This window comes from Synechococcus sp. GEYO (assembly GCF_900473955.1).
Classification (GTDB): Bacteria; Cyanobacteriota; Cyanobacteriia; order PCC-6307; family Cyanobiaceae; genus Synechococcus_C.
Genome location: NZ_UCNL01000006.1, coordinates 26,696 through 46,210, shown reverse-complemented (window position 1 = coordinate 46,210; position 19,515 = coordinate 26,696). Strand labels below are relative to the sequence as shown.

The window sequence follows — 19,515 nt, the reverse complement described above, 5'->3', positions numbered from 1 at the left end:
GATTCAGAAACTTCTCAGTGAAGGTGCGGGTTTTACGCCATCGACGATACAGATTGGGCTGCGTACCATTCCGAAGTGAGTTGTGAAAGGTCTGTATGTATCTGCTGACCATCAAAGACGGTCTCGTGACGCGTCATGTTGGTCCGTATCCATCCCCGAAACAGGCTTCCGACGATTTAGATCGCGTCATGGCCAGTTGTTCGGAGAGGGCACGCTGGCAGATTCATGCGCTCGAAAATCCTCGCTCTCTGACGATGGTTGCTGCGTCCTGAGAGAGATCAGGTTCTGAAGAGTCAGATCATTCGGCTTCTCAATCCTGCGTTTCTGGCCTTGTTTTTTGGCGCCCGGGATAACCACGTAGAAGTCCGGATTCGATCATCAGCCCTACGCCCGCGTTAATGGCGATCAGGCTTAGCGTGCCGTACCACCACCAGGGACCACCGTCGCTTCCCGCGAGCTGGAGTGTTCTGCGGCTGACGGCCTCCCCGAACAGGCATAGACCTGCCGGAAATAGCAAAACACCCAGCTGGGCGCGTACATACCAGCGAAGAGGGCTGGAGGCCATGCAGCTTGATCGGCTTAGAGATGAATTTAGGCCTCGGCGGTTGAGGCCTGTTTCATGACCCAGTTCACCAGCGTGCGTACCCCGTAGCCAGTGGCGCCGGAGGGATTCATTCCGCGACCTTTGTCACTCCAGACCGTTCCGGCAATGTCGATGTGGGCCCAGGGAATGCCGGCATCCACGAACTCTTTGAGGAACAGGGCGGCGGTGATAGATCCACCGGGGCGAGGTCCGGTGTTCTTCATATCGGCCAGCAGCGATTTGAGGCCTTTGCGATAGGAGCTGTGCATCGGCATGCGCCAGAGTCCTTCTCCGGCATCGCTTGCAGCGGTTTCCAGATCACTCGAGAGCGCATCATCCGGGGTCCAGAGTCCGGCGATCTCATCACCGAGGGCGACCACGCAAGCACCTGTGAGTGTTGCCAGATCAACAATGGCGTCGGGCTTGAGCTTGGAGGCATACACCAGGGCATCGGCGAGGGTGAGGCGTCCCTCCGCATCGGTGTTGTTGATCTCGATTGTGGTGCCGTTGGATGCAGTGACGATGTCGCCGGGGTGAACCGCGGAGCCGTTGATCATGTTTTCGCAGGCGGCCACCACCATGTGCACCTCCACTCCTGCAGGGCGCAGCTCAGCAATGCTGCGCATCGCTCCGAAGACCGACGCGCTTCCGCCCATGTCGAACTTCATCATGTCGATCTGGGCGGCACCGACCTTGAGGTTGTATCCGCCGGAATCGAAGGTGAGTCCCTTGCCCACCAGAACCAGTCGTTTCTTGGCGACTCCGCTGGGCCGATAGGTGAGGTGGATGAATTTAGGAGCCATGTCCGAGCCCTGGCAGACCGACAGGTAGGAGCCCATGCCTCGCTCCTCGCAGTCGGAGCGTTCGAGCACGGTGAGCTCAAGACCATGCTCATGGGCCAGAGCTGCCGCGGTGCGGGCGAGTTCCTCCGGGGTGACGCTGTTGGGTGGTGCCGCCACCAGTTCCCTGGCCAGCTCCACGCCGGCGCAGATCGGATGAACTGTTTCCAGCGTCTGCGTCAGGCCCGCTGGCCATTGGCCCAGCAGCTCCACCTGTTCCGGCCGTGGGCTGGGTTCGGGCTTGCTGCGAAAGCGCAAGTCGCTGTAGAGCGCCAGGCGCACAGCTTCAGCAGCGGCAGTGGCATCAGCGATGGGGTCTACGGATCCCCACGGCAGCAACAGCCCAAGGGAGCCTCCCTGCCCCTGTGCTGCGCGGGCGGCGGCCGCTGCGGCCATGCGCAGGCTGTCGCGTTCGATGGATCCGGCCTCTCCCAGCCCCAGCAGCACCAGGGTGGTGCAGTCACCGCGCAGCAATTGAAGGCTGGCTAAGTCACCACTCTTACCTGTGAAGGGCTTCTGCTTCAGCCACTCCTTCAGCTGAATGTTGAAGCGCTGTTCCATCGCCTCCACCAGGCATTGGGGATCGTCCTGGGGTATGCCGAGCGCCAGAACCGAACCACTCCAGGCCTCAGGGGTGGCCGGAGAGAGGGAGATTTTCATGGAGAGCTGATGCCTGAGCCGTTGCCTGAACCGATGCTAGGAGCTGTGCTCAATCGGCTTGAAACGGCGTGGCCCAGCGATCGCGCGTTTCCTTGTTGAACGGCGGCTGCCAGCGACGGATCAGGGTCTGTTCCAACTGCCGCCGCGCCTTGGTGGCTCTGGGCACATCGCCCCAGAAACGAATGCTGGTTCTGCAGCTCAGACCGCAGTGCACGCAGGCTTCCTGATAAGCCGCGAGGTAAGCCTTGCAATCGTGCTCCCCCTTCCAACGCCGATCGGCCGCCATGGTTTCTCCGATGTAAAGCAGGATCGGGTGTTTCAGGCCGGCGGGTCGATCCATGACCCAGTACAACGCCGCCCCTTGATGGGGGCTTTGCGGCCAGCGCCAGAAACTCAGCGGCAGTGGTTTGAGAGACAAAGGCTGAACCCCTGCCGCTTCAGCCTCTTCACTGACGAACAGGCTGCTTTGCTCTTGTCTGGGGCTGTCGGATTCAAAGAGAGGGCTCTGGAAGCTGTGGATGCGTTCCTGCCAGCTTTGTAGCTGCTGCTCATTCAGTGCCCATTCAGCAGGTTCGTTTTCATGAGAAGCAGGTGCGGGCTGCTCGAAAAGATTGCCCTGGCGAGGAGGGGAAGGCATTGCCGTCAACCTCGCGGCGGCAGGCTCGGGCCGGCTGGTCTGGCCCCGAAGCGGACACGCCCGATCAAAGCCTCCACCGTCGCCGGGGGCAGGCAGAGTCGCTCCTGTAGATCCGCGAGGTTCTGAAACGGTTCGCGCCGTCGTTCGGCGATCAGGCGTTCCAGCCGCTCATCGGGCCACGGGAGGGTTTTGGCCAGCAGGGTGGGGCTGGCGGCATTCAGATCAAGCGGTGACTGCGCGGGTAACTGCGGGGCATCGCCGTGCCAGCGGAAAATTAGATGGGGTCTCCACTGCTCGCAGAGACTCTCCGAGATGTCGAGCAGCTGAGCCAGATCCTCGATCTGGCTGAATTGCACCCCGCCCTGCTGTAAACGCAGTAGCTGATCCACCATTACTTCGCTGCAGCCGGGTAACTGGCGCCACTGTTCCGCCGTGGCCCTGTTCACGTCGATGCACCAACTCGGAACGACCGTTGTTTCTTCTGCAGGCAAGGGGCTGGTGTCCACGCGCACTGGGTCCTTGGGTAGATCACCCATGGCCTGGAGCACCTTGCGGGCTAGTGGATCGAGCCAGTGCCGGCGAGCCATCGCCGCGTTTCTCCCTTGCAGCCTGGCCAGGACCCTAGGTCCAGCGCGGCGGCCTGGTGGGAACCTGCACCAGCCCCTCACGAAATGCTGTGACAACAGCCATGGTTCGGTCCCGGGCCGGCAACTTTCGTAGCAGGCTGCCGACATGAGTTTTCACGGTGTCAATCGACACGACTAAAGCGTCGGCGATCTCCTGATTGGTCATGCCTCGGCAGAGGCCGCGCAGCACGTCCTCTTCCCGCATGGTGAGTTCCTGCAATGGCACTTGATCGCCGCTGCAGCGCAGCCTGCTGTGGTGCAACACGCCACTAATCAGTGGATCGAGATACTGCCCGTCGGTGTCGATGGCCGTGAGCGCTGCCGCCACCGTGCCCGTTCCGGTGGCCTGCGCCGAACAGATCCCATGGCAGCGGGCATCGATGGCATCCAGGATCGTGCGCGGGATGGGGCGCTGAAGCATTATCAACACCTTGATTTCGGGGTTGTCGTCTCTTGCCCGACGCACGAGGCTGGTGCCACTGCCGCCCTCGAGGGTGTCCGTACACAGCAACAGATTGGCCGCGCTGCTTTGAAGCCTCAGGAGGCAGTCGTCCTCGCTGGTGCAGGCCGCCACCAGAGGTCCCTGGCCTTCGAACCAGGCCGTCCAGCTGCTGAGCAACACAAGGTCGGCGGAAGCGATGGCGGTGCGACTGCGCTTGAGCAGGCTGTGGCCCTGGCGTGACCGGTGCTGCAGAGACGGGATCCGTTCGCTGAGATCCAAGGAAGGGAGAGGCTCGAGGCCATTGCCGCTGACCAATTCATGTTGACCCGAATCAGGGGGCGTGGATCCGCACTGTTACGGGGCGCTCAAATTGTTCAGAATCACGTCAGTTGATCGGTGGGCCATGGCGTTCTTCGACTCAGACATCGTGCAGGAGGAGGCAAAGCGTCTGTTTGGCGACTACCAGCAGTTGATGCAGCTGGGTTCCGATTACGGCAAGTTTGACCGCGAGGGCAAAAAGAAGTTCATCGACACGATGGAGGAGCTCATGGAGCGCTACCGCGTGTTCATGAAACGCTTTGAGCTATCGGAAGACTTCCAGGCCAAGCTCACGGTGGAGCAGCTGCGCAGCCAGTTGGGCCAGTTCGGGATCACCCCGGAGCAGATGTTTGAGCAGATGCAAGGCACCCTGGAGCGGATGAAAAGTCAGCTGGAACAGCCACCCAGCTGAAGCGGCCCGTACGATTCAGCCCGCAATCGCTCCCTTGCCCATGGCCTCGACACCGTCTCTGCCGGCATGGCTGTCGCGTGGAATGGCCGATCTTTTTCCAGCCGGCGATGGTGATGAAGCCGATCAATCGCTGGCGGCGCGGCTGAGGCAGGCAGAGCAAGAGAGCCGGCCCCTGCGCATCAAGCTGGGAATCGATCCAACCGGCAGCAACATCCATTTGGGCCACAGCATCCTGTTCCGCAAGCTGCGGGCTTTTCAAGATGCGGGGCATACAGCGGTGTTGATCATCGGCGATTTCACTGCCCGCATCGGCGACCCCACCGGCAAGAGCGCCACAAGGGTGCAGCTCACCGCTGAAGAGGTTGAGGCCAATGCCGCCACCTATCTGGCTCAGCTCGGCCAGGGCCAGCCAAAGCAGACGGCACTGCTTGATTTCGAGACCCCTGGCCGCCTGGAGGTGCGCCGTAACAGTGAGTGGCTGGCAGGTCTGGATCTTCCTCAGGTCATTGGCTTGTTGGGTACGGCCACCGTGGGTCAGATGCTCGCTAAAGACGATTTCTCCAAGCGTTACGGCAGCGGTGCACCAATCGCCCTGCATGAATTTCTTTATCCACTGCTGCAGGGCTACGACTCTGTTGCGGTGAATGCCGATGTGGAGCTGGGCGGCACTGATCAGAAGTTCAACGTGGCCATGGGCCGCGATCTGCAGCGCCATTTCAACAAGGGCACCCAGTTCGGGTTGCTGCTGCCGATTTTGGTTGGCCTGGATGGCGTACAGAAAATGAGTAAAAGCCTTGGCAACACCGTGGGTCTGGAGGAAGACGCACTGTCTATGTATTCCAAACTCGAGAAGGTCGGCGATGCCGCGATTGATGACTATGTGACGTTGCTGACGGATCTGAGTCCGCAGGATTTGCCGGACAACGCACGCGAGAAGCAGAAGGCGATGGCTCTGGCGGTGACCGCCAGCCGGCATGGCATGGAGGCAGCCCAAAAAGCCCAGAGCGATGCGGCCACCCTGGTGAGCAGTGGCGGTGATGCTGGAGCGAATGTGCCTGAGGTCTCTCTTTCGGCAGTGAATTTTCCTGCTAAGGCGTTTTATCTGCTCAGTGCTGTGGGCATCTGCGCCAGTAGTAGCGAGGCCAGGCGTCAGATCAAAGGCGGCGCTGCTCGGCTGGAAGGGGAGAAGATCACTGACCCGAATCAGGAGTTCGCATCGGCGGCGGAGCTGGACGGCAAGGTGCTCCAGCTCGGCAAGAAAACCTTTCGCCGGCTGGTGGGCTGATGGCCATTAATCCCGCCGATCGGATCATCGTGGCCCTCGACGGCATGGCCCCGGATCAGGCCCTGGTCTTTGCCACTCAGGTGGAGGGATTGTGCTGGGTGAAGGTGGGTCTGGAGCTGTTCGTCCAGGCTGGCCCTGAGGTTGTGGCGCAGCTGCGCGATAAGGGCCTGCGGGTGTTTCTCGATCTCAAATTCCACGACATCCCTGCCACCATGGCCGGCTCCTGTCGTCGTGCGGCGGCCCTGGGCGCGGAGTTGATCACGGTGCATGCCTGTGCCGGCAGCGAAGCGTTGCAGGCGGCTCAGGCTGCAGCGGTGGAGGGTGCTCAGCAGGCTTGCCTCAATGCTCCAACGCTGTTGGCGGTGACGGTGCTCACCAGCTGGGAGGAGCAGCGTTTGCAACGTGAACTCGCCATTAGCCAGGGCATCGCCGAGCGCGTGCCGGCTTTGGCGCAGCTTTCGGCAACTGCTGGCATCGGTGGCTGTGTGTGTTCACCTATAGAGGCCGCGGCTCTGCGTTCACACCACCCGAATCCATTTGCATTGGTGACGCCGGGTATTCGATCCAAAGGCGCTGCGGTGGGTGATCAGGCCCGGGTGATGGGTCCTGCTGAGGCGATTGCAGCAGGAGCGAGTCAGCTGGTGATCGGTCGCCCGATCACCAGGTCAGCAGACCCCAGTGCTGCCTTCTCTGCCTGCTGCACGGAGCTGTTGGATTGACGAGAGCCTCCTGTGGAGACCATCTCAGGTACACCAGCTGCACTCAAGATTTCTGGCCCACCTTGGGTTCGGTGCCGTTGATCAGCCGTTGAATGTTGCTGCGGTGTCGCCAAAGCACCAGCGCCATCGCGACCAGGGCCACCACAAGATTGGCGTTGCTCCCTGAGCCGGCGGCCATCAGCAGCGGCAGGCTGATCGCTGCCACCACGCTGGCGAGTGACACGATCCGGCTGAGGCTGAACATGGCCATGAACATCCCGAAGCAAGCCAGCCCCACTGGCCAGGCCAGGCCGAGGAACAAACCAAGCCCGGTGGCCACGGCCTTGCCGCCTTTGAAGCCGAGCCATACAGGCCAGATATGGCCGGCCAGGGCTGCAAGACCGGCCAGCACCTGGATCCAATCGTTGAGTGGATTGTTCTGGGTCAGGGCGCTAGCGATCAGAACCGAAGCTGCTCCTTTGGCTACATCCACCAGGAATACAACCAGCGCAGGGCCTTTGCCCACGTTGCGCAGCACATTGGTGGCGCCGGTAGAGCCGGAGCCGATGGTGCGCAGGTCGATCCCCTTGCACCATTTACCGGCCAGGAAGCCGCTGGGTAGGGAGCCGAGCAGGTAACCCAGCAGCAGCGTGAAGAAGGGCATCAGAGCAGGTCGTCTTCGTAGTCGTAGGTTTCGCCTGGACCGGCGGCAAAGGCCAGCCAGAGCGGGAACTGAAGCACGGGAACATCCACCACCCGTTCGGCTGCATCGATCAGGATCAGGGGGACTTCACCGCGCTCCTCCAGCCGGTCGGCTCGCTCTACGAGAGCATCTCCACGTTCAAACAGCACGATGCCGCTGCTTGGGCCGAAATCTTCCCGCCCCAGGCCGAGCGCATCCTGCAGGCCTCGTCGCCAGTCACCGAGGCGTTCGGGTTGTCCCGCTAGAACCAGCGTCTGGAACTGATCGCCGTAAAGCTCGCCGATGATGGCGATCAGGGCAGCCCCCAGCAGCACGTTGCGAGGTCGACTTCCGCGGCTGGCTTGAGCACCCCTGCCGCCCTGATTGAAAAACCAGTCTTCGAGTACAGCGATGTCGCTGTCGTCGAGGCTGCGGCGCAGTTTCCAGGGTTCGGCATAGAAGTCAGGCTGCTCCAGAAAACGCCTGAGGTTGGTTCGGATCAGCTCTTCGTCAGGACGGAAGGTGTCGGCCAGAGCCGGCGCGCCGCCGCTGTTCGCCATGGCCTGTTCGGCGGCGGCTTCGGCTGCCTGGGCATCCAGTGGTGAAGGCTTCACCACCACAGGCTGCGCCACTAGCTCCAGGGTCTCCACCGACTGGGCCAGCCCCTGCAAGGCTCCACCCAGATACTCCTGAAACCCCTTCACACGTCTGGCGATTGCATCGGATTGGCCAGCAAAGCTGGCGGCCATGTCTTTCTCCAGTTGCTGCTTCCGCTGTTGGAGGTTTTCAATCTCCTGTTGCAGGCCATCGCGCCGCGTCTGCAGATCCACCAGGGCCAGTTGGATGAGCGTTTCAGACGCAGGCTGTACGTCTTCGCTGGCTGCCTGGGATGCCTCGCTGGATGCATCATTGGCTGCCTCCGTGGATTGCGGCGTGTCTTGGAGTGGCAGATCGTTGTCGTCAGGCATGGTCGGCTTCTCCTCAACTCATTTCAGCGGATTACGGGGCTCATGGCCCAAACACAACGTTCTCGTTGTGTCCAAGTGTTGGTTTGGCTTAGGGCTTCGGGGTTTCCAGGGAGCCGACCCGTTGTTCCAACTGTTGCCGCAGCTCAGCAGGGTTGAAGAGGATCGGCAGGAAGTGGATGCTCTTGATTTCGCGGAAATAAAACAGTCCTGGCAGCCAGGGGGCAAACAGTCTCCAGCTCTGCCATTCGGCGTAAGGGAAGCTGCGCAGCTCCTGCTGGCCTCGCCACACCACCAGCGTGTCGTTAGTGAATTCCAGCCGCAGGCTGTAGGTCTGCACCAACAGGAAAACACCAAATAGCCCCACCACCACGGTCGGCCATGGATTGAATGGCAGTGGCAGCAGGCAGAGGCTGAAGACGATGATCAGCAGCGCCAGACGGGGGCTGGAGCTGATGCTCACGCTGTTTTGGTCAGGTTCAGAGGGTGTTGTGGTCATGGAGTTAAGAGGTTGCTTCAGCCTCCGAAGAGGATCTGAGTCAGGAAGACGTCCATCAGGGCCACGGTGACCAGGATCATCACCACGGCACCTGTTGTGCTGGTGCCAACCTCTTTCGGCCCTCCTTGGGTGGTCATGCCCCAGCCGCAGGACAAAACCGCAATTTGAAGGCCGAAAATCAAGGCTTTGACCAGCATGAACGGCAAATCGTCAGGATCGAGCCAGGTGCGCACTGAGGTCCAGAAAACAGCGGGCGGAATCTGGTAAATCTCAGTGCTGCTGATCTGGCCTCCAAGGATTGCCACAGCGAAGAACAACAGACATTGCACCGGGGCCATCACCACCATGGCGATGAGGCGGGGAACGACCAGGTACTCAACCGGGTCGGTGCGCAACATTGTGATGGCATCAACCTGTTCAGTCACCTTCATGGTCCCCAGCTGTGCCGCGTAGGCGGTCGCCACCTTGCCTGTGAGCAGGGTGGCCGTCAGCAGAGGGGCAATCTCACGAGCTAGGCCAATCGCCAGGACACCGCCAACCGTGGAGTTGGCGCCCATGTTGCTGAGTTCCTTAGCGACCTGGATGTTGAACACCGTGCCCGCAGCTAGTGCCGTGATGATCACGATGAGGAAGCTTCCAGGTCCGGCTTCCTGGAGTTGATCCAGCAGATCAACAGTATTAATCCTTCCCTTGGCGGTGGCGGTGACTGCCTGTCCGCCAATGATCAAGCTGCTGCCCAGCCTCTTTAACCAGCGGGGCGATTGGATGCGGGCTCGGAGGCGGGAAGACATCATGCGCGTTGCAGATGGGCGCCGCGGTCAGGCCAGCGTCGCATCACCACAAGTCCCAGAGCCACTAAAAATGCTGGAATGAGGCCCATGCAAAGGCGGATGGCAATCAGAGCTGTTTGAGGCTGTTCGATGAAATTTAAGGCTCCGTCGCAACTCTTGGTGGAGATGTATCCCGTAAGAGAGAGCAATGTGCCAAACACGCTCATGCTCAGCCCGATGATCAGTTTTTGTCCGAACACCATCCATGCGGTGTAAAGACCCGCGGGGTGTGTTGGATCAGCATCGATCGCATCGGGAAGCAAAGACCAAGGAATCAGGTATGCCGTTGATGCGCCTAGCCCAACCAGCATGATCAGTGTGACAACGGGAATCAAAGCGTTTCGGCCACTGTTTTCAGCGATTGGAGATAGGGCCAGCGAGAGCAGGCAAGCGGTGATCCAGATGCTCGACCCCCAGCCGAGAGCCTTGATTCGCCCATGGCGGTTGGACAGCACGCTCCAGAGTTGGAGTCCGATCAAGGCCGCAATGTTGAAAGCGAGCAGGAGCAAGGTGGCGATACTTGCCGGAACGTGAATGACTTGAACAAGCCAGATCAGTGCAACAACCTGCATGAGCTGGAGGCCAAACCACAGCAGCAAATACAGCCCCAGCACCATCAGAAAACGGGAATTGGAGCGAATGCGATGAAGTTGTTTGCGTAGAGGCTCCTTATTGCCACTTGGTTGTTGAGCTTTTTTGGCATAGGGGGCCAAACCCCAGCAGCAGAGCAAGGTCGCTAATGCAGCGATCGTGCCAGTGATTTGTCCCATCAAGACATAGCCGCCTCCGCCTTCGCGCAAAGCAAAAAAGGCAACGAGCAACCCCATCGTTCCTGAGATGATGGAACCGGTGAAGCGAGCTGCGTTGAGACGGGTTCGGATTGCAGTGTCTGGGCTGAGTTCTGTAGAGAGCGCGGCAAAGGGCAGATTCACGCTTGTGTAAGCAGTCATCAGCAGGATGGCCATCAGCACGTAATACAGCGTGCGTTGGGTGATGTCTCCCTCTGGAACCCACCACATGGCGGCCAAGCTGATGCCTAACGGCATGGCGGCCCCAAACATCCAGGGAAGTCTTGGTCCCCAACGGCTTTTGGTGTGATCGCTCATCCAGCCGATCAGCGGATCATTCACGCCATCCCAGATTTTGATCACCGTGAGCAGTGAGCCAGCAATGAAAGCTGGAAGGCCTGCTGCACAAGTGAAAAAGGGAAACAGGTAAAAACCGAGTGTTGTCGCGGCGAGTCCGGTCCCTGCGTCTCCAAGTCCATACGAAAACATCAGACGGCGGCGGGAGCCCTCAGGGCGAGCTGCAGAAGTGGTCAATCCGAATGAGTGGGCTCGCTGACCGTCATAATGCTTGGGGATATGAACGCACCAGCTCCGCCCTCTCGGAGGTTAGTTCGTTTGTATCAATGCGGGCGTAGTTTAGTGGTAAAACCTCAGCCTTCCAAGCTGATGATGCGGGTTCGATTCCCGCCGCCCGCTTTGTTTCATTGCTCCAGGCCTTTGGGCTTGCTTCTTAGAGCTTGATGTTGTCGGCGTACTCCCGAGCCACCAACACCACCAGACTTCGGGCTTCGAGGGGGACGCCGTCCTGACTCCAAGGCTCCAGGGTCTGGGGAAGGTCCTCACCTGCAGGAAGGGCCGTATCGATCAGGCGATGCCAGGGAGATGCCGGCTGGGGCAGATCAAAGTTCATGGCCTTGAAGTAAGCGTTGAAGCCAGCCCAGAGAACTGCTCCCCGTTTGCCGCGATGCAGGCTCATTGCCAGGCAATGAGACCAGCTGGCCCAGTCGGGTTTGCCCAATTCCACCCCATGCCACTGGCGCCACAAACCATCGGGATCGCTGTTGCGGCGCTGCTGATGCGGTTCGTAGTGGCTCATCACTGGGTTCAACAGCTCGGCGAGCTCTGAGCGCAGTCGCAGCAGTCGCTGCAAGAAGGTGAGCAGCTCTGTATCGCAGTGCTCCTCGGACCAGATCATCCAGCTGAGCGGTGTGTCCTGGCACCAGGTGTTGTTGTTGCCTCCCTGGCTGCGGCCAACTTCGTCGCCCATCAACAGCATTGGTACGCCGCGCGCCAGCAGCAGGGTGCTCAGCATGTTGCGTTGCTGACGCTTGCGCAGAGCAGTGATAGCAGGGTCACTGCTGGGACCTTCAACTCCGTGATTCCAGCTGTTGTTGTGATTTTCACCGTCGCGGTTGTCTTCACCATTGGCGAGGTTGTGCTTCCTGTTGAAGCTCACCAGATCCATCAGTGTGAAGCCGTCGTGGGCCGTGAGCAGATTCACGGAGCGGCCTAAACCTGCGGGTTTGCCGTCATAGAGATCAGGGCTGCTTCGCAGGCGCTGTGCCATGGCCCAAGTGCTGTCATCGTCGCCTTTCCAGAAGCTGCGCAAGGCATCACGAAACCGCCCGTTCCAGGTCCCGATGCGCCGAGCCGGGAAGTCATTCAGTCGATAGAGACCACCGCAGTCCCAGGGCTCGCTCACAAGTTTGAGCTCACTGAGTAGCGGGTCAGCCTCCATCGCTTCGAACAGTGCGGGTTTGTCCAATGGCTTCAGACCTTCGCCGCGACTCAGGGCAATGCCGAGATCGAAGCGAAAGCCATCCACTCCCAGTTCCAGCGCCCAGCAGCGCAGCGACTCCAGAATCAGTTCACGGCTGAGCGGATGGTGGGCGGCAATGGTGTTGCCACAGCCACTTACGTCTTGGTAATCACCCTTATCGGTCTGGTGGTAGTAGGTGCGATCGGCGAAGCCACGCCAGCTCAGGGTGGGGCCATCAGCGTTGCCTTCGGTGGTGTGGTTGTAGACAACATCAAGCAACACCTCCAGGCCAGCGTCGTGACAGGCCGCCACCAGATCGCGCATCTGATCTCTGGCATTCATGGGGTCACCGCCGCCCACATAGCCCTGATGCGGAGCAAACCAGCTCAGTGGGCTGTAGCCCCAGATGTTGTCTCGCCCAGGAGGCGCATCCTGGGGATCGAAGGCCTGCACGGGCAGCAGTTCGATCGTGGTGACGCCCAACTGCTTGAGGTACGGGATCTTGTCGATCACTCCCAGCAGGCTGCCCTGTCGATCATGAGCTACGCCGCTGTCGCTGCGTTGGGTGAAGCCTCCAACATGCAGCTCGTAGATCACCGTCTGCTGCCAACTATGTCGAGGTCTGGGATGCGCATCGAAATCGAAGCGGTCCCGTTCGCAGACCAATCCCTTCAGGCAGCAATGGGTGTTCGGTGAAGCACCCGTGGCGGCTTCGCGTTGATAAATCGACCAGCCCGTGATCGCGCGCGCACATGGATCCAACAGCACTTTCGCGGGCCGGAAGCCATGGCCTCCCGGTGCGAGCGGCCCGAACACTCGATAGCCATAGCAGCAACCTGCCGTCAGTCCCTCCACCTCCACATGCCAGTAATCGCCAGAACGGTGGTTGCTGTCGTTGAGATCGATCAGTTGCTCGGGACTGCTGGCTTCAGCGGTGGTGAAAATCAGCAGTTCAACCCGGTTGGCACCTGGCGCTGCCACCGAGAAATTCACACCATCGGCGGTGATGCTGCTGCCAAGAGGCCAAGGCTTGCCTCGCCGGACCGTGCTCAAAGATCCACTCCCAGGAGGCGGGTGAAGCCTTCAAAGTAGTAATAGCTCCGGTGATTCATCGTGTCTGTGATGACCTCCTCGCTGGAGCCAGGCCGCCCGCCTGTGAAAATCCGGCCTGATCTCTGGCTGTTTCCGCCTAACCGCGACTGTCGTGGCGGCTCTTCCTGGTGGCTCGACGTCGACCCTGAGCCCGTTCTGATCGACTGTCCTCCGCTCAGCGAAGCCACCTTGGAGGCTCTGCAGGAACTGGCGCAAGGCCGTTGTGCCCGCATCCTTCTCACCAGTCGAGAGAGCCATGGGCGCTTGCGGAGTCTGCAGCAGCGCATGCAATGGCCCGTGCTCGTCCAGGAACAGGAGGCCTATCTGTTGCCGGGCGTTGAGCAGCTCGAAACGTTCTCCGAGGAGACCGTCACGCGTTCAGGCCTGCGACTGCTCTGGACGCCAGGTCCTACGCCTGGTCATGCCGTTGTGCATGCGCCGATGCCTGTGAATGTGCTGTTCTGCGGACGTTTGCTTGTGCCAGTGGCCAAGGATCAATTGGCACCTTTACAGAACCGGCGCACCTTTCACTGGCCTCGGCAGCAGCACAGTCTGCGTCAATTATGCCGGTGGCTTCCTTCAGAAGCCACTCCAGCACTGGCTTCTGGAGCTGGTCTAGGTGCTCTACTTGGTAGTCATCTGGCTCCCTTCAACAGCTGGAATCAGCAGGCCAATGCAGCATTTGACACGACCTGATTCACATGAGATTCGGTGAAAGCATTGCGGCACGGTGTTTTTCGGTTGCAGCACAGCGATTGTCTCCATACGATTAGCCCGCCTAGGGAAGCCGTGCGGATGTCGACCTCCGCATCGTCGATCCAACCGCTTCCGCCACTTTCCCCCACCCAATGAACAAAGCCGATCTCGTCAACCTGGTTGCCGCCCGCACCGAGCTCACCAAGACCGATGTGTCTCTGGTGGTGGATGCTGCAATCGAAACCATCATCGATTCCGTTGTGGAGGGCAAAAAGGTCTCCATCCTTGGTTTCGGTTCCTTCGAGCCTCGTGAGCGCTCTGCCCGTCAGGGTCTGAACCCCAAGACCGGCGAAAAGATCAAGATCCCCGCCAAGCGCGTGCCCGCTTTCACCGCAGGCAAGATGTTCAAGGATCGTGTTCAGGGCTGATTGACTGCCTGAACGCTTGATCGGGGTGGCCCTCTCGGGCCACCCTTTCTTGTGTGGACCTTCCTGATTGTCTCCGTGCCGTTTTTGAGCAGGGGCGTCAACAGCGTCTCCTGGGTTATCGCGGCCGTTTCGCTCCGACTCCCTCTGGTCCCCTGCATCTGGGCAACCTGCGCACGGCGCTGATCTCCTGGTTGCAGGCCCGTCTTCAGGGTGGTGAATGGTTGCTGAGGATTGATGATCTCGATACTCCGCGCATCCGGCTTGGCGCGGTCGACTCAGCTCTCGAAGACTTGCAATGGCTTGGACTGCACTGGGATGGTCCAGTGATCATGCAGAGCCAGCGGCTTGGGCTTTACAACTCCTGCCTTTCTGCACTTCGGCGTGACCAGCTGCTGTATCCCTGCCGATGCAGTCGTCGTCAGCTGGGTGCCGGTCGGCGCTATCCAGGAACCTGTAGGGAGATGGCAAGGGGCTGGGGTCTGCAGGATGGACGTCTGCCGGCCTGGAGGCTGAAAGTGAAGGCCGTGGATGAACCCCGCTGCGGTGATCTGGTTCTGCGCCGAGCCGATGGATTTATCGCCTATAACCTTGCAACGGCAGTGGACGAGCTGGCACTGGGTATCACCGAGGTGGTTCGGGGCTCTGACTTGGCTGCAGTGTGTATTGCCCAGCAGGCGGTGATCGCTTCGTTAGAGGAGCAATCGCCCAGCTATCGACACACACCGCTGCTTTGCGATTCGAAAGGGCAGAAGCTCTCCAAACGTGAACAGGCCGAAGGGTTGGCACCTCTTCAGGAGAAGCAGTGGTCATCGCAGCAGGTGGTGGGATGGCTGGCCGCTTCGCTGGGTTTGGTCGACGAGCACTGCTCCTTATCGGCTTGTGAGCTGCTGCAAGAGATTCAGGCTCGACCCCTGCCGCTGCAGGGATGTTGGGATGAGCCAAATTCTTAAGGAATCCTTCGGGATCGCAGTCGCTTGTGGCTTCCACACTGAAGTTGGGTTTTTTGGTTCAGGCATGGCGATCTGCTCCAGCTGCGGAGGCAGTGGAATTAAACGCATCAGCGAGCAGCGCTTCCGGACCTGTCATGACTGTCTGGGCAGAGGTGTGCTTCGGCCTGTCGCCTCTCCCACAAGATCAACATTCCCAGCGCGTTCTGTCGTTGGCTCCCTCGAGGAGGGATCTGAAAAGCTCAAAGAAGTGGTCATCAAGAAAGCGGTGATTTCCGTTTTTGCCAAATAAAAAATGCCGCTGCTGCCACGACAGCCAACAGGGGTACAGCCGTGAACAGTAAGAGTGCGACTGCGGTCCAGTCGGTATACATCCGATCATCGATCGAGTGATCTCATTCTTTCAGTTGTTCTCGCGGCCAGCTCAAGAGTTGGTTTGTGAATGCTTGGAAGTACGTCAAGTCGTTGCTCTCTTTACACCTCTTGGGTAACAACCTCTTGAACAATTTGCTCAGGGCATGGATATCTGGAACGATCGCTCTTGTGATTGGCAGTGTTGCAGCGCCGGTTCATGCAGCGTCTCTGGATGGAGTGCGTCCGCTTCTTTTGGCATGTTTTAAGAGCGCTGATGCATCCAGCTGTGATCGAGCTCTGATGCTCACTGAGGCGATGCAGCGTCGCGCCGCCGATCGCCAGCTCTATCCCTGCCAGACCCTGCTGCTTGGTGTGCAGGCGGAAGTGGTGATGGTGCAGCTTGGTGAACAACGGGGTCAGAAAGTTTTTGAGACATTGCGGGACAGTGAACGCCTCTGTGCAGGCCTTTGATCCACTGCTCAGTCCCATTCACAATGGGGTTCCATGCACCAAGCGTCGTGCGCTTGTTTTTAACGAGCGTTGTCGCTCTGGTCACGATCGGCACAAGTCTGGCCAATCCTGTTCGGGGGCAGGTGCGTTTTGATGACTGCCAGCCTGTTGCGGGTGGTGGGATCACTTGCAACACAGTTCCTTATGGCAACACCCGGGCCGACATGATTGACGGTGAGTTCGGCCTGATGGATCAGGCCAGTCCTGGCTGGGCGGAATACAACTCCTATGAGGGGTACGACGACATGCTGGGTGGCAACCAGACGTGATGGACCACCCTCAGCTTGCTGGCTGCACCACCTTGCTGAGGAAGTCATGCATGTGTTCAACAGCCAGATTCAAGTTCTGAAGTTCGCTATGCCCTGATTTTTTGCGTGGTTTGAAGCTGTGATCACCATCGGGCATCCAGGCGAGTTGTATTTGCTCTGACAGCGCATAGTTGTTCACGTCTTTCCTGTTGCCCATCGCATCCCGCTCTCCCTGTATCACCAGGGTTGGCGTTTGCAGATTCTGCAAATGTTCCACGCGCAATGTCTCTGGTTTGCCAAGAGGGTGAAAGGGATAGCCCAGACAGATGCATCCCAGAATCCTGTTTTGGCTCCACAACGCATCAGCAAGCAGGCTGGCGATCCTTCCACCCATGGATTTGCCTCCGATGATCAGCGGCTGCTTGGCAGGAAGAGACTGGAGTTGCTCGGCATAACACTGCAACAGGATGTCAGCTTTGTTGGGTGGTCTTTTGCGACCACTGACGCGCTGCTGGGCCATAAAGGGAAATTCGAAGCGGATTACCTGCCACCCTTGCTGCGCAAGTCCTTCGGCCATGTGCTGCATAAAAGGACTCTCCATGCCAGCGCCGGCACCATGGGCCAGCACCACGGTTGCTGACCCGGTTGTAGGCCCGCACACCAGCGTGTTGTCCATGTGGTTATCAGGCGGGTCGTGAGTCTTTGTTCACCCAAGGCTGTCATGCCCTCACTGTGCAGAGAAGCCTGTGGGCTTGAGTTTGCTATTTCAGACTTGTGCTCAAGTTGTGCCTTGATCAATCAGGACATTCGTTAAGCAAGCTGACCCAATTTCTTGCCTGTCAATGAACCAATATGTTTCTTAAAGATGCTCGAATGTCTCAGCTATACAAAGCATTTGCTTGAAACATCTGTATCGACAGCGCGTAAAATAATGAGTCAAAATTGATGTGTATGTTGCTCGTTGACGCATCAGGATTGGCGTTGTTGATGTAAATCAAGGCGGATCGATCAATTTCCCACGATTTTGTAGCGCAAATGATGCATGGATGCCTGAAAAAATCACCTTGTCGCTATCAATTTGATTGATAAAAATGAGTCAATGCAGGTGAAGCATTGAGGTCAAAATTGCGCATCAATCAATACTTAGAGAGTATGACGTCCTTCTAATCTGTTTCAAACGACGTTGTTGTTGTGTTCAACTACAAGATCCTATTGGTTGCTTCCCCAATAGCCTTCTCAGTAATCAGCACCGCGTTCTGGCTAACCCGATGGGAAATTCTTGTCTGGGGAAAACAGTTTTTTGGCGTGCCTTCGATTCAGAATCGTAAAGAGTGGATCGATAGCCCTTTGGCACCTTTCAAAAGGAAAGATGGAGGCTACCCTGTGTTTACCGTTAGGACTCTGGCAGTGAATGCATTGGGTATCCCAACAGTCTTCTTTTTAGGAGCGCTTGCTGCGATGCAATTTATCCGTAGAGCAACGCTTTACTGAGCACATGAATTCATTTGAATTTGTTGAAGAGTTTGTCTTTGCCGCTGTTTATTTCTCGGCTTTGATTTGGCTCTCTATGAATTTGGTGTCTGGCTATATCTATTTGGTAGGTTGATAGCTACAGTCTTGGTTTTGGATTGAGTTTTTATCTTCTTTGCTCATTGTTTGACTGCACTTTTTGCATTCATTGAAAATATTTGGCTTTATTGCAAAGTTGACGCTATATTTTCGATGATATTTTGCTCCTGAAGAGTGTAGATAGCTCTGTAAAGTGCTGAGTCGGCACCTGCTTCGCCACTGTGGATTCTGATAAGAGCTTGTCGAATCAGTTCTGCAAGCAGTGCCTGAGTTTGATCTTCCAATTTTGGTAGAGAACTCTTCTTTTATCTTACGTTGCGCACAATTTTTGATTCATCATCTTGGTCCTTTGCAGGCGATCGATGAGATTCAACGTAGTGAGATTTTTCGCTCGTCACTGCTCGATTTGTTTCGTCTCAGCGGGTCATGTTGTCAAAGTGCCGCACTTGCTTGCCTTAGGTTTTTCAATAAAAGGAGTGCATGATGAAATTAGTTAATAGCATTGTTAGGCCGTTTGTTCGAACCTTGGTTGCGATTCTGTTCGGCGCACTGCTGATGCTGCCATCAAAGGCATTGGCGATTTATCCCAGTGGTGGAGGTCTTCCAGATCTCGGGCTTGATCGAAGTCTGCAGGGAAGCGATCAGGCCACAGAGGCCTTCAAGGAAAAGTTTCCTTTCTACGAACGAGATGAGGATGGAAAGCCGATCACCAAGGAGTTTGTTAAATATGATTTGGCCAATTATGACTTGTCTGGTCTTGACCTGAGAGGTGCCTTATTTAGTGTGGCGACTCTGAAAAGAGCAGATCTCGAGGGAGCAAATCTTGAGGGTAGTATCGCCTATGCAACGCATTTTGAAGAGGCAAACCTCACCAATGTGAACTTTAGAGATGCCGTTTTGACCAAGAGCTTCTTTATGGCAACGACAATCGATGGAGCAGATTTTTCCGGAGCCATTATTGATGCCCCTCAACGAGAGGAGATGTGCTCGAGGGCTACTGGCGTCAATCCAGACTCTGGTGTTGAGACCTACGACAGTCTTGATTGCATAAGCCTGAATATTCGTTCTGCAAAGTCGTAAGTTTTTAAATCATTCTCAGAATCTCTTTGATTGTCTGATAATGCCTTTGATGTTTATTTCTTCCAAGGTTAGATTATTCTGAAGGCAATTCATTAGTCTAAATTGACCCTTGATGGCTTTTGCTGGCTATTCAGTCATTCTACCAAGGCGGAGTTGGCGTTGGATGACGTTCTGAAGGTGTTCCACTTTCCTTTCAAGTTCCTCCACTCGTTGATGAAGTTGATCTCCCTGACTTCGATTTTCAGCTTTCATATTCTGTCTGCCTTTGTTCATCATTTCTGAGTAAGTTAGCGCTCTATTCATTTCACTATTGTTGGAATTAGATGCTGAATTGTCTGGTGTCATCTGAGCGAAAGGCTTGGAGAAAAAATTAGAACGATATGGTTGAAGATCGAAGAGTATTCTTGTCGATTTTCAAGGTAAAATAATCGTGAGCACGATACCAACGATGATCCCTTTCGCAAAAGCTAGCCACAAGATCTGATAATCAGAAAGTCCAGTCTTTTGTTGTATTTTGACGATCAATCTCTTGTGAGCACGAATGAGGCGGTGGCTCATCAAGGATGCT

Annotated in this window: 23 protein-coding genes and 1 tRNA gene; 12 read left to right on the top strand and 12 right to left on the bottom strand. The window is 57.4% G+C overall.

The window, feature by feature from the left end; genetic code table 11:
• Window positions 1-310 precede the first annotated feature (310 nt).
• Genes DXY37_RS04340 through DXY37_RS04320 form a run of 5 tightly spaced genes read right to left on the bottom strand, consistent with a single transcriptional unit; the run spans window position 311 to window position 4,066 of the window.
• Entirely contained in the window at window positions 311-565 is a 255-nt protein-coding gene (locus tag DXY37_RS04340) for a hypothetical protein (RefSeq protein ID WP_115125543.1), read from the bottom strand.
• Between the two features lie 26 nt (window positions 566-591).
• Window positions 592-2,082: a leucyl aminopeptidase gene (locus DXY37_RS04335; RefSeq protein WP_115125542.1), complete on the bottom strand. Its 1,491-nt coding sequence runs from the start codon at window positions 2,080-2,082 to the stop codon at window positions 592-594.
• A 49-nt stretch (window positions 2,083-2,131) separates the two neighbouring features.
• On the bottom strand, window positions 2,132-2,719 hold the full coding sequence (locus DXY37_RS04330) for a GIY-YIG nuclease family protein (RefSeq protein WP_115125541.1): 588 nt from the start codon (window positions 2,717-2,719) through the stop codon (window positions 2,132-2,134).
• A gap of 5 nt (window positions 2,720-2,724) precedes the next feature.
• Entirely contained in the window at window positions 2,725-3,306 is a 582-nt protein-coding gene (locus DXY37_RS04325) for a helix-hairpin-helix domain-containing protein (protein WP_115125540.1), read from the bottom strand.
• Window positions 3,307-3,340: 34 nt separating this feature from the next.
• Window positions 3,341-4,066 (bottom strand): response regulator transcription factor, encoded by a 726-nt coding sequence (locus DXY37_RS04320; protein ID WP_115125633.1) that lies wholly within the window; start codon window positions 4,064-4,066, stop codon window positions 3,341-3,343.
• A gap of 124 nt (window positions 4,067-4,190) precedes the next feature.
• Here DXY37_RS04320 and DXY37_RS04315 point away from each other — a divergent pair, with 124 nt between their 5' ends.
• Genes DXY37_RS04315 through pyrF form a run of 3 tightly spaced genes read left to right on the top strand, consistent with a single transcriptional unit; the run spans window position 4,191 to window position 6,521 of the window.
• Complete coding sequence (locus tag DXY37_RS04315) at window positions 4,191-4,517, top strand: DUF1825 family protein (protein WP_067095958.1); 327 nt, start codon at window positions 4,191-4,193, stop codon at window positions 4,515-4,517.
• A gap of 40 nt (window positions 4,518-4,557) precedes the next feature.
• Window positions 4,558-5,802, top strand: a complete 1,245-nt coding sequence (tyrS, locus tag DXY37_RS04310) for a tyrosine--tRNA ligase (protein WP_115125539.1) — start codon at window positions 4,558-4,560, stop codon at window positions 5,800-5,802.
• Entirely contained in the window at window positions 5,802-6,521 is a 720-nt protein-coding gene (pyrF, locus tag DXY37_RS04305; protein ID WP_115125538.1) for an orotidine-5'-phosphate decarboxylase, read from the top strand. Before tyrS ends, pyrF begins: the two co-directional genes overlap by 1 nt.
• A gap of 43 nt (window positions 6,522-6,564) precedes the next feature.
• Here pyrF and plsY read toward each other — a convergent pair whose 3' ends face one another.
• From plsY to DXY37_RS04280, 5 genes are all read right to left on the bottom strand, one after another.
• Entirely contained in the window at window positions 6,565-7,164 is a 600-nt protein-coding gene (gene plsY / locus DXY37_RS04300) for a glycerol-3-phosphate 1-O-acyltransferase PlsY (protein WP_115125537.1), read from the bottom strand.
• The gene (locus DXY37_RS04295) at window positions 7,164-8,150 is read right to left on the bottom strand and encodes a DUF3086 domain-containing protein (RefSeq protein WP_115125536.1); all 987 of its coding nucleotides are present in this window, start codon (window positions 8,148-8,150) and stop codon (window positions 7,164-7,166) included. The genes plsY and DXY37_RS04295 overlap by 1 nt, the downstream gene beginning before the upstream one ends.
• Before the next feature lie 88 nt (window positions 8,151-8,238).
• A complete protein-coding gene (locus DXY37_RS04290; protein ID WP_115125535.1) occupies window positions 8,239-8,646 on the bottom strand; it encodes a DUF3119 family protein in 408 nt (135 codons plus the stop codon).
• A 17-nt stretch (window positions 8,647-8,663) separates the two neighbouring features.
• Window positions 8,664-9,413: an ABC transporter permease gene (locus DXY37_RS04285; RefSeq protein WP_067093108.1), complete on the bottom strand. Its 750-nt coding sequence runs from the start codon at window positions 9,411-9,413 to the stop codon at window positions 8,664-8,666.
• A 23-nt stretch (window positions 9,414-9,436) separates the two neighbouring features.
• Window positions 9,437-10,753 carry an MFS transporter gene (locus DXY37_RS04280; RefSeq protein WP_115125632.1) on the bottom strand — a complete coding sequence of 439 codons (1,317 nt, stop codon included), beginning with the start codon at window positions 10,751-10,753 and terminating at the stop codon, window positions 9,437-9,439.
• A gap of 136 nt (window positions 10,754-10,889) precedes the next feature.
• Here DXY37_RS04280 and DXY37_RS04275 point away from each other — a divergent pair.
• Window positions 10,890-10,960, top strand: a tRNA-Gly gene (locus DXY37_RS04275).
• 34 nt (window positions 10,961-10,994) lie between these two features.
• On the opposite strand, the gene DXY37_RS04270 is transcribed toward DXY37_RS04275, so the two are convergent.
• On the bottom strand, window positions 10,995-13,076 hold the full coding sequence (locus tag DXY37_RS04270; protein WP_115125534.1) for a glycogen-debranching protein: 2,082 nt from the start codon (window positions 13,074-13,076) through the stop codon (window positions 10,995-10,997).
• Window positions 13,077-13,145: 69 nt separating this feature from the next.
• Here DXY37_RS04270 and DXY37_RS04265 point away from each other — a divergent pair, with 69 nt between their 5' ends.
• From DXY37_RS04265 to DXY37_RS04245, 6 genes are all read left to right on the top strand, one after another.
• On the top strand, window positions 13,146-13,811 hold the full coding sequence (locus DXY37_RS04265; RefSeq protein ID WP_115125631.1) for an MBL fold metallo-hydrolase: 666 nt from the start codon (window positions 13,146-13,148) through the stop codon (window positions 13,809-13,811).
• Between the two features lie 152 nt (window positions 13,812-13,963).
• Entirely contained in the window at window positions 13,964-14,239 is a 276-nt protein-coding gene (locus DXY37_RS04260) for an HU family DNA-binding protein (protein WP_006043393.1), read from the top strand.
• Window positions 14,240-14,292: 53 nt separating this feature from the next.
• Window positions 14,293-15,189 carry a tRNA glutamyl-Q(34) synthetase GluQRS gene (gene gluQRS, locus DXY37_RS04255; RefSeq protein WP_115125533.1) on the top strand — a complete coding sequence of 299 codons (897 nt, stop codon included), beginning with the start codon at window positions 14,293-14,295 and terminating at the stop codon, window positions 15,187-15,189.
• Between the two features lie 64 nt (window positions 15,190-15,253).
• Window positions 15,254-15,478 carry a hypothetical protein gene (locus tag DXY37_RS13250; protein ID WP_170951782.1) on the top strand — a complete coding sequence of 75 codons (225 nt, stop codon included), beginning with the start codon at window positions 15,254-15,256 and terminating at the stop codon, window positions 15,476-15,478.
• A 206-nt stretch (window positions 15,479-15,684) separates the two neighbouring features.
• Window positions 15,685-16,011 (top strand): hypothetical protein, encoded by a 327-nt coding sequence (locus DXY37_RS04250; RefSeq protein ID WP_244276858.1) that lies wholly within the window; start codon window positions 15,685-15,687, stop codon window positions 16,009-16,011.
• Window positions 16,012-16,034: 23 nt separating this feature from the next.
• On the top strand, window positions 16,035-16,319 hold the full coding sequence (locus tag DXY37_RS04245; protein WP_244276856.1) for a lactate dehydrogenase: 285 nt from the start codon (window positions 16,035-16,037) through the stop codon (window positions 16,317-16,319).
• Between the two features lie 10 nt (window positions 16,320-16,329).
• Here DXY37_RS04245 and DXY37_RS04240 read toward each other — a convergent pair whose 3' ends face one another.
• Window positions 16,330-16,974 (bottom strand): alpha/beta fold hydrolase, encoded by a 645-nt coding sequence (locus DXY37_RS04240; RefSeq protein ID WP_115125532.1) that lies wholly within the window; start codon window positions 16,972-16,974, stop codon window positions 16,330-16,332.
• A 671-nt stretch (window positions 16,975-17,645) separates the two neighbouring features.
• Between DXY37_RS04240 and psbF the strand changes: the two genes are divergently transcribed.
• On the top strand, window positions 17,646-17,789 hold the full coding sequence (gene psbF, locus DXY37_RS04235; RefSeq protein ID WP_066910550.1) for a cytochrome b559 subunit beta: 144 nt from the start codon (window positions 17,646-17,648) through the stop codon (window positions 17,787-17,789).
• Window positions 17,790-18,392: 603 nt separating this feature from the next.
• The gene (locus DXY37_RS04230) at window positions 18,393-18,947 is read left to right on the top strand and encodes a pentapeptide repeat-containing protein (protein ID WP_170951781.1); all 555 of its coding nucleotides are present in this window, start codon (window positions 18,393-18,395) and stop codon (window positions 18,945-18,947) included.
• The last annotated feature ends 568 nt before the right edge of the window (window positions 18,948-19,515 follow it).